Annotated in this window: 11 protein-coding genes, 1 tRNA gene and 1 pseudogene; 9 read left to right on the top strand and 4 right to left on the bottom strand. The window is 66.4% G+C overall.

What is annotated here, in order from left to right:
- Both RMN84_RS05005 and RMN84_RS05000 read left to right on the top strand, forming a co-directional pair.
- A pseudogene (locus RMN84_RS05005) lies at positions 1–270 on the top strand (acetyl-CoA carboxylase carboxyl transferase subunit alpha); the annotation flags it as partial.
- 62 nt (positions 271–332) lie between these two features.
- Positions 333–1793 carry a M48 family metalloprotease gene (locus tag RMN84_RS05000; RefSeq protein ID WP_309611098.1) on the top strand — a complete coding sequence of 487 codons (1461 nt, stop codon included), beginning with the start codon at positions 333–335 and terminating at the stop codon, positions 1791–1793.
- A gap of 47 nt (positions 1794–1840) precedes the next feature.
- Here the strand turns inward: RMN84_RS05000 and RMN84_RS04995 are convergent, their stop codons facing one another.
- Together RMN84_RS04995 and RMN84_RS04990 are read right to left on the bottom strand one after the other, a co-directional pair.
- Positions 1841–1993, bottom strand: a complete 153-nt coding sequence (locus tag RMN84_RS04995; RefSeq protein ID WP_309611097.1) for a Flp family type IVb pilin — start codon at positions 1991–1993, stop codon at positions 1841–1843.
- 120 nt (positions 1994–2113) lie between these two features.
- Positions 2114–2866, bottom strand: coding sequence for an SAM-dependent methyltransferase (locus tag RMN84_RS04990; protein WP_309611096.1), 753 nt, complete (start codon positions 2864–2866; stop codon positions 2114–2116).
- Positions 2867–2920: 54 nt separating this feature from the next.
- On the opposite strand from RMN84_RS04990, the gene RMN84_RS04985 reads away from it, so the two are divergent.
- The 6 genes from RMN84_RS04985 to folE all read left to right on the top strand — a co-directional run bounded on the left by RMN84_RS04985 (position 2921) and on the right by folE (position 5820).
- Positions 2921–3682, top strand: a complete 762-nt coding sequence (locus RMN84_RS04985; protein WP_309611095.1) for a ComF family protein — start codon at positions 2921–2923, stop codon at positions 3680–3682.
- Between the two features lie 26 nt (positions 3683–3708).
- On the top strand, positions 3709–3966 hold the full coding sequence (grxC, locus tag RMN84_RS04980; RefSeq protein WP_309611094.1) for a glutaredoxin 3: 258 nt from the start codon (positions 3709–3711) through the stop codon (positions 3964–3966).
- Positions 3966–4790, top strand: coding sequence for a carbon-nitrogen hydrolase family protein (locus RMN84_RS04975; protein ID WP_309611093.1), 825 nt, complete (start codon positions 3966–3968; stop codon positions 4788–4790). Before grxC ends, RMN84_RS04975 begins: the two co-directional genes overlap by 1 nt.
- Before the next feature lie 33 nt (positions 4791–4823).
- Positions 4824–4900, top strand: a tRNA-Arg gene (locus RMN84_RS04970).
- Between the two features lie 21 nt (positions 4901–4921).
- Positions 4922–5212: a DUF6356 family protein gene (locus RMN84_RS04965; protein WP_309611092.1), complete on the top strand. Its 291-nt coding sequence runs from the start codon at positions 4922–4924 to the stop codon at positions 5210–5212.
- Positions 5209–5820, top strand: coding sequence for a GTP cyclohydrolase I FolE (gene folE, locus RMN84_RS04960; RefSeq protein WP_309611091.1), 612 nt, complete (start codon positions 5209–5211; stop codon positions 5818–5820). The genes RMN84_RS04965 and folE overlap by 4 nt, the downstream gene beginning before the upstream one ends.
- Here folE and RMN84_RS04955 read toward each other — a convergent pair.
- Entirely contained in the window at positions 5817–6557 is a 741-nt protein-coding gene (locus RMN84_RS04955; RefSeq protein WP_309611090.1) for a hypothetical protein, read from the bottom strand. The two genes, folE and RMN84_RS04955, sit on opposite strands and share 4 nt — an antisense overlap.
- A 4-nt stretch (positions 6558–6561) precedes the next feature.
- Positions 6562–7767 carry a toxic anion resistance protein gene (locus RMN84_RS04950; RefSeq protein WP_309611089.1) on the bottom strand — a complete coding sequence of 402 codons (1206 nt, stop codon included), beginning with the start codon at positions 7765–7767 and terminating at the stop codon, positions 6562–6564.
- Positions 7768–7989: 222 nt separating this feature from the next.
- Between RMN84_RS04950 and RMN84_RS04945 the strand changes: the two genes are divergently transcribed.
- The coding region (locus RMN84_RS04945) for a Tad domain-containing protein (RefSeq protein WP_309611088.1) at positions 7990–8377 on the top strand (388 nt) is incomplete at its 3' end.

Here is an 8377-nt window from a genome sequence, read left to right as displayed (position 1 = left end):
TCGCCCGAAGGCTGCGCGTCGATCCTGTGGCGCACGGCGGACAAGGCGGCGGACGCGGCCGAGGCAATGAAGGTCACCGCCGCCGACCTCAAAACACTCGGCGTGGTCGACCGGATCGTAACCGAGCCACTCGGCGGCGCGCACCGCGATCCCGCAGGCGCGATCGAGGCGCTGAAGGCCGTGCTGGTCGACGAGCTCGACGGATGCGCACGCCACTCCCCCGACGAGCTGCTCGCGCAGCGCCGGGCGAAGTTCCTTGCCATCGGCTGATCGTTACGGAACCGGATGGCGTTGAACCCATTCTTCCCTACGACGAGATCAGGGAGAGAATGATGCGCAAATCGATAATGCTGCTGACCGCCGCCGCCGTCCTCGCGACGCCGGCGCTGGCTCAGCTTCGGACACTCAGGCAAAGCGACGTCGCCGAAGCGGCCAAGCAGCACGAGCAGGTCGTCGCCGAGTTCGGCGGGGCGATGACCGGGCCGCGCGCCGCCTATGTCGACAATGTCGGGCGCCGTGTGTCCGCTTATTCCGGCACTGCCAACGCCGGCCAGGTCTATCATTTCACAACGCTCAATTCGGCCGTAGAGAACGCCTTTTCGGTCGCTGGCGGCTATGTCTACATCACGCGCCAGCTGATGGGCCTGATGGGCGACGAGGCCGAGCTGGCGTTCGTCCTGGGCCACGAGACCGGTCACGTCGCGGCCGACCATAGCCGCACCCGTCAGAAGAGCGCGCAACGTTCGCAAATCATCGGTGTGCTCGGCGCGATCCTGGGCGGGGTCGTCGGCAATAATGCGGTCGGCAATCTGATCGGCCAGGGGATCCAGCAATATGGTCAGCTGGCGACGCTGAAATTCTCGCGCGCGCAGGAATATCAGGCCGATCAGCTCGGAATCGGTTACATCGCCCAGGCGGGCTATGATCCGCTCGCCGGGGCGACGATGCTCGACGCGCTGACCCGGTCGTCGGCGCTGGAGGCGCGGGTGCAGGGCAAGACCGGGCGTTCGACCCCTGAATGGGCCAGCACCCACCCGCTGTCGGAAAACCGCTCGGTCCAGGCGAAGCAGCTAGCGCAGGCGACCGGGCGCGTTGGTCGCGGCCTGCGTAACCGCGATGCCTTTCTGGCGCAGTTAGACGGTGTATTGGTCGACGACGATCCGGCGCAGGGGGTGATCGAGGGGACCAGCTTCACCCACCCCGACCTCAGGCTGAGATTCGACGTCCCGGTCGGTTTCCAGATGCAGAACGGTACCGACGCGGTGACCATCGCCGGGTCGTCGGGCAAGGCGCAATTCGGTGGCGGGCGCTATAACGGTGATCTGCAGGCGTATGTCGGCCAGGTACTCCAGGGACTGACGGGCGGCGAGCAGCAGGTGCAGATGGGGCCGCTGCAGCGTACCCAGGTCAACGGCATCCCGGCGGTGGTCACGACCGGCCGCGCGCAGACCGATTCGGGCGTCGTCGACGTGAGCATCTTCGCCTATGAATGGAGTCCGACGAGCGCCTATCACTTCATCATGCTGACTCAGGGCGGGCAGGGGATCGGCCCGTTCCAGCAGATGGTTGGGTCGCTGCGACGGATCACGCCGGCCGAGGCGGCGGCAGTGCGGCCGCGGGTCATCGATGTCGCGACGGTGCGCGCGGGCGACACGCTGCAATCGCTGGCGGGCCGAATGGCCTACCGCGATTATCGGCTGGAGCGGTTTCTTTCGCTCAATAATCTCTCGACCTCGTCACGGCTGGTACCGGGAACGAAGGTCAAGTTGATCGTCTATGGCACGCGCCGCTAGAAGGTGCCGGGCCGGGGATCCGGGGTGTCCAGCCCCGGATGCTCGGCTCAGGTGTTCTGCACCGCGTTGTTGATCTTCGTCCACATGCCCATCGTGCCACCGCCGAGCGAGCCCAGCGCTGCCACCATCGCGACGACGATCAACGCCGCGATCAGGCCATATTCAATCGCCGTTGCGCCGCGCTCGTCGGTCACGAGCATGCGCAACATCCTTCGGACAGCTTTCACGCCACCCTCCTCTGGTCCACTTCCACGCTGCCAAACCTAAAGCCGCAAGGTTAAGAAAATTCATCCGAAGCGGGGTTAATGGCCGGTGAGCCTTCAATAAGACTCCTCAATCGCTTCAGGAGTCCACCCTGCGAAATGCAGGATTTCCACGGTTTCTGTCGTCTTTCCATCGCTTGCGAGCGCCGCGAAGGCCCTCTGGGCGGCTGCGAGCCCGGGTCGCAGGATCGGAGTGCGCGGGCGTTCGCGTAAACGATTGGTCGCGCCCATCGCGCGCAGGTCGCGAACCAGCCCTCCCAAGTCGGCATAGCGCAGCCGCACCCGGTCGACGTCGACCACCGGCATGGCGAAGCCGGCGTCGGCGAGCAGCGCAGCGAAACTCGGCGGGTCGATGCGTGGATGGACATGCGCCGCCGCCGCGCCGCCGGCCAGGTCGGCGGCGCGCATTGCGCTGCGCAGGGCGGGAAGGGAATCACCGCCAACGAACGCACCGATGAACAGCGCGCCGGGGGCGAGCCCATGGCGAATCGCGGCGAGCACGGCGGGCAGCGGCTCGGCGGTATCGAGCGCGCCGATGCTGATGCACAGGTCGGCGGCATCGGGCAGGGGTGTTGCACTGCCGGGTTCGACCACCGCGACATTGGCGATCCCCGCCGCCTGCAACCGCTCCCGCCAAGATGGTTCGGCGTGGCCGTAAATCAGCGCCGAGGCGAAACGTCGCTGCACCATGCCGATGCGATCGAGCATGTCGTCGAACGCTCGCTCAACCAGGAATGCGCCCCCGCCGATGCGCGTGGCGCGAGCGCGGCGAAGGGATAAGAGAGCATGGTCGAACAGCGGGCCGGTCATGGCGCGCGCTTGTGCGGTGCCGCATTGCGCGCGACAAGGGGCTGCGGAGGATCGATGACGATTGCATTGGCGGGCACGGCCATCGGGGCGGGCATCGGGCGTGGCGGGCGCTGGCTGCTCGACCTCGTCCTGCCGCCGCGCTGCCCCGGCTGTGGCGAAATCGTCACGACGCTGCACAGTTTCTGCCCGCCGTGCTGGAGCGCGCTCGACTTTCTTGGTGAGCGCGGTTGCGTCACCTGCGGCATCCCGCTCGAGGCGACCGACAGCGGCACCTGCGCGGGCTGTCTCGCTCGGCCGCCACGGATCGTCCGGACCCGCGCCGCCGTCGCCTATGGCGAGATTTCGCGCGGGCTGGCGATTCGGCTCAAATATGGCCGCAAGGTCGCGCTGGCCAAGGCAATGGCGCGTTACATGTCGCCACTGCTCGGGACGGTGGATCCGCAAGCTTTGCTCGTGCCAGTGCCCCTCCACCGCCGCCGCGTCGCCAGCCGAGGCTTCAACCAGTCGCTGCTGATCGCCCGCGAGATGGCGCGGATGCGGCAACTCACGCTCTCACCGCGTCTTCTCAAGCGAACTCGCGCTACCCCGTCGCTGAAGGGCATGAGCTTCAGCCAGCGGCGGCGGATCGTGGCGGGGGCGTTCGTCGCCCGGCGGGGGTCCGACCTCACCGGCCGCACCGTCATCCTGGTCGACGACGTGCTGACCACCGGCAGCACCGCAAACGCCTGCGCCCGGGCCCTGAAACGGGCCGGCGCGGCGCGGGTCGAACTGATTTGCTGGGCGCGGGTGGTGCGTGCCCCTATATTCGACCGTTAGAACCGCCCGACGACAAGGAGTATTTCGTGGCCAAAGTGGAACTCTATGTGAAGACGACCTGCCCCTACTGCATCCGCGCGCGCCAGCTGCTTGACGGCAAGGGCGTGGCGCACGAGGATTATGTGGTCGACATGGGCGGCCCGAAAAAGGCCGAAATGATCCAGCGCACGGGCGGCCGCACGACCGTCCCGCAAATCTTCATCGACGGCCAGCATATCGGTGGATGCGACGATCTGATGGCACTCGAAAGCCGCGGCAAGCTAGACGAACTGCTCGCCGCCTGATGCCACGCGTCGCGCTATACCAGGCGCGGAGCGGGATTGATCCTGCCGCCAACACTGCCGCGCTGGTCGCGGCGGTTGCGACGGCGACGGCGGGCGGAGCGGCGATGCTGTTCACCCCCGAACTCTCCGGCCTTCTCGACGCCAATCGCGAGCGGGCGCGCGGGCATGTCGTCGCGGAAGCCGACGACCGCACGCTGGCTGCGGTGCGCGAGGCTGCCGCAAAGCAAGGGATCTGGATCAGCCTCGGTTCGCTCGCGCTTCAGGCCGGGGCCGGCCGCTTCGCCAATCGCGGCTTCGTCATCGATCCGTCGGGCGAGATTCGTGGGCGCTACGACAAGATCCATCTGTTCGATGTCGACCTTCCGACCGGCGAGCGCTGGCGCGAATCGGCGGCTTATCGCCCGGGCGAGGCGGTCACGCTGGTTCCCGGCACGCCGGTCGGGGCGCTCGGCCTGACGATTTGCTACGACCTGCGCTTCCCCGCGCTGTTCGCCCGGCTGGCCGAGGCGGGCGCAGACACGATCGTCATTCCGGCCGCCTTCACCGTCCCGACCGGCAAGGCGCACTGGCACATATTGCTCCGCGCGCGGGCGATCGAGGCGGGACTGTTCGTCGTCGCGGCGGCACAGGGCGGGCATCATGAAGACGGGCGACGTACCTATGGCCACAGCCTGGTCGTCGATCCGTGGGGCGAAACATTGCTCGACATGGGCGAGGGCGACACGCCGCACCTGGCCTTCGCCGAGATCGATCTGGCGCGCATCGCCGAGGTGCGCGGGCGGGTTCCTGCGTTGGCCCATCGCCGCCCCATTCCTGCCATTTGATTCGGGCACGTTCGCACCCTATCGGGGGCAAATGGCTCCGTAGCTCAGCAGGATAGAGCAGCGGTTTCCTAAACCGAAGGTCGGGGGTTCGAGTCTCTCCGGGGCCACCAGAAACAGAAGGGCGAAGGGCGATGGACATAATCACCGATCAACCCCGCGATTATGCCGTCGGCGGACTGGCCGACGAGATGTTCGCCCGCCACCCGCGCGAGCTCGGCATGAGCTGGGCGACGCATGGGCGCGGCGCGCTGTTGATCGGTGCCACCATGATCGTCGCCGGCGCCGCCTGCCTGGTCCATGCGCTGGTGCCGGGCTGGTTCACCGAGACCGCCGGGCGGACGGTGCGGTCGCTGGGTGAGCACATGAATCATCGTCGTGCCGGTTCGGCCGACCCCGCCGCCTGGCCGGAGTACGAGATTTGAGCGCCTCGCCCGACGACGGGGACCTGGTCCGCTCGCCGCCCAAGATTGCGGTGCCGGACGAGGTCGCCGACGCGGTACGGACGCTGATTCTCTGGGCCGGCGACGATCCGACGCGCGAGGGCCTGGTCGATACCCCCAACCGGGTCGCGCGCGCGTGGAAGGAATATGCGCGCGGTTATGGCGAGGATCCCGCCGTTCACCTCCACCGCACCTTCGAGGAGGTCGGCGGCTATGACGAGATCGTCCTGCTGAAGGATATCCCGTTCCAGTCGCATTGCGAGCATCACATGGCGCCGATCATCGGCACGGCGGCAATCGCTTACTTGCCCCGTGACCGGGTGGTCGGCATCTCGAAGCTGGCGCGCGTGCTACACGGGTACGCGCGGCGGCTTCAAGTCCAGGAGCGGCTGACGGCCGAGGTCGCGGACTGCATCTGGGAGCATCTCCATCCGCTCGGCGTCGCGGTGGTGATCGAGGCCAGCCACGCCTGCATGAGCGCGCGTGGGGTCAACACGCCTGGCGTAATGATGACCACGAGCCGGATCATGGGCTGCTTCCGCGACGACAATCGGTCGCGGCGGGAAGTCCTCGCGCTAATGGGCTATTAGGCGGGCGGATCACCCGCCGGATTGGCCTCGCCATAGCGCGACTGGATAAAGCGGCCCTGCGTCTCGAAGGCCGCCACGTCACCGCGCGCCAGAGCAGCAGCCACCTCATCGAGCTTGGTCCGCCCGGCCGCCAGCCCATCGAGCAGCCGCTGGTCCAGCGTCACGCCCTCACCATCGACTTCGGCGCGATAGGCGGCCGGAACATTGACGTAGCGGTCGACCAGACCGGGCAGATGGAGCGACATCAGCCGCCGCGCGTCCTGCGCCGCCGGATCGAGCGTCTCGACCCGGGCCAGCACCTCCTTGAGACGCGGCAAGAGGCCGCTGATCCGGTCGATCTCGGCTTGTGCCGGAGCGGGCAGCGCCTTGCGGCTGCGGAACAGATAGCTGTCGAAGCGGTCGACCATCGGCCCGTTGGCAAGGTCGGGCGTGACCGACGGCAGGGTAACCGCATCGCGCACCGGCAGCGCGATCAGCAGCGCTGCCAGCCCGACCGCCAACGCGACGGCGGCAAGAAATCCGAACATGCCGATCGGCATCACTATGCCGACGATGATCGTCAGCACGCCCACCGCCACGATTGCCGCACCGACCCGTGCCGCTGTCCGCCCCAGCCCGGCGTTGAGCCGCTGCCGCTCGCGCCGCGCTGCGTCGCCGCCGGTCCCGGCGCGCGCGTCGAGCGCTTGCGTCACGCGATCGAACCGCGCGATCGCCTTTTCGACCCGGTCGGTGGTCATCGGCTCACTTCGCCTCGATCGGAGTCAGCGGCGAGGTGCCATTCTCCAGCTTGCCCTGGTTCACGCCCTCGGCCCGCGCGATATAGCCCTTCGACTTTGCGACTTCGTTGCCGAGCGTGTCGACGGTCACCTTCATATTAGCCAGCGCCTCGACCTTGAACCGGTCGATCTGGTCCATCGTGTCATAGATATTCTGGAAGGCGCGCTGCAGCGTCTCCAGCGGGATGGTCGATGCCGCCGCCTGGGCATGGATCGCGCCGGTCTGGGTGCGGAGCATCTCGCCGGTCGAATCGATCATGTTGGCGGTGGTCGTGTTGAGCGCGGTGACCTGCTCCAGCACCAGTTTCTGGTTGGTCATCGCCTGCGCCACCGTCACTGCCGTGCGCAGCGCCGACACGGTCGTGGTCGATGCGCGGTCGACGCCCTTCACCAGCTCGACATTATTCTTCTTGACCAGATCGAGCGCGAGATAACCCTGCACGCTGACCGCCATCTGGGTCAGCAGGTCGGTCGTACGCTGGCGCGTGTAGAACAGCGCCGTCTCGCGGATTGCCTTGGCCTTGGCCGGGTCGGTCGCGTCGAGGTCGTTGGCCTTGGCTTCCAGCTTGCCGTCGAGGCTCTTCGAGATGTGGATCATCTGCTCGAGCCGATGCATCGTCTTCCACAGCCCGGCGCGCTCGGTGTCGATCGCAGCATTATCCATCAGCAATTCGTCCTTGCCGTTGGCCAGGCTGTTCAGGATTTTCGAGATATGGCTTTGCGAGCTGCGATATTTGTCGAAATAATGGTTCACCTTGTTACCGAACGGGATGATGCCGAGCAGCTTGCGACCCTTGCTGGCTTCCTTGGGGTCGAGCGCCTCGACCGTGCGGCGCAGCTCGGTCAGGTCGGCGCCGATCCCGCTGTCGCTGTCGATCGCCTTTACCGGCCGGTCGAGGAAGCGGTTCGACGCGCCGGCGGCGTCGGCAATTTCCTTGCGGCCCATCGACGTCAGCTGATCGACCTTCTTGCCGAATTCGGGACTGTTGCTGTCGAGCGCGGCGAGTTCGTCGACATATTTGGCAACCCGTCCGTCGAGCTCGCTGGTCTCCTCGCTCTTGAGCGGCACCAGCCCGGCGGCTTCCTGCATCGCCAGCGGCTGCAGTGCGGCGGGCGGATCCAGTGTGAGCTTGGTTGCCGTTGCCGCGGTCGTCGTCGGGTCGCTCGCCATTCCCTCACCTCAAATTTCGTCGTCGCGCCAGAAGGTGGACACTCCACCCGCACCGCGCAAGCGGCTTTCAGTGTATTATAGATATAGCACGGTAAGGCTTCAAGCGTCTCGACCAGGGACCGTTACCAAGCCTTAACCAATCTGCTGCACCTTTCCCTTACCTTGCGGCAGCTATCAGAGGCCGAGAGACAGGTATGTCGGGGAAAGCGAATGCTTAAGTTCATGCGATCGCTGTGGACCAACAAGCGCGGCAACGCCTTGCTGATCGGGGCGGCTGCCTTGCCGATGTTGGTCGGTGCGGCCGGCCTCGCCAGCGATTCCATCCAGTGGGTGCTGTGGAAGCGACAGCTGCAGCGCACGGCGGACTCCGCCGCGCTCGCCGGCGTCTACGCCAAGGTCGCCAGTCAGGATGTGACGGCCCAGGTCAACGCCGACATCACCAAGAACAATCAAACGAAATATGCGCTGCTCGGCCCAGCAGTCATTGGCTATCCGGCGAATGGCGCCAACTGGAACAACAGCGTTTCGGTCCAGCTTCAGATGCAGAAAACATTGAGCTTCACCTCGATGTTCATGGCGTCGGCGCCGGTGATCACGGCCAATGCAACGG

Origin of the sequence: Sphingomonas sp., from assembly GCF_031380695.1 — a bacterium.
GTDB lineage: Bacteria > Pseudomonadota > Alphaproteobacteria > Sphingomonadales > Sphingomonadaceae > Sphingomicrobium.
The sequence above is the reverse complement of the archived record's forward strand: the minus strand, read 5'-3'. Positions and strand labels throughout refer to the sequence as shown.

Excerpts from the sequence above, each read along its gene's own strand:
- RMN84_RS04995 (WP_309611097.1), bottom strand. The coding sequence starts at position 1,993 with ATGCTCGTGACCGACGAGCGCGGCGCAACGGCGATTGAATATGGCCTG.
- RMN84_RS04975 (WP_309611093.1), top strand. The coding sequence starts at position 3,966 with ATGCCACGCGTCGCGCTATACCAGGCGCGGAGCGGGATTGATCCTGCC.
- RMN84_RS04965 (WP_309611092.1), top strand. The coding sequence starts at position 4,922 with ATGGACATAATCACCGATCAACCCCGCGATTATGCCGTCGGCGGACTG.
- RMN84_RS04990 (WP_309611096.1), bottom strand. The coding sequence starts at position 2,866 with ATGACCGGCCCGCTGTTCGACCATGCTCTCTTATCCCTTCGCCGCGCT.
- RMN84_RS04955 (WP_309611090.1), bottom strand. The coding sequence starts at position 6,557 with ATGACCACCGACCGGGTCGAAAAGGCGATCGCGCGGTTCGATCGCGTG.
- RMN84_RS04950 (WP_309611089.1), bottom strand. The coding sequence starts at position 7,767 with ATGGCGAGCGACCCGACGACGACCGCGGCAACGGCAACCAAGCTCACA.
- RMN84_RS04985 (WP_309611095.1), top strand. The coding sequence starts at position 2,921 with ATGACGATTGCATTGGCGGGCACGGCCATCGGGGCGGGCATCGGGCGT.
- RMN84_RS05000 (WP_309611098.1), top strand. The coding sequence starts at position 333 with ATGCGCAAATCGATAATGCTGCTGACCGCCGCCGCCGTCCTCGCGACG.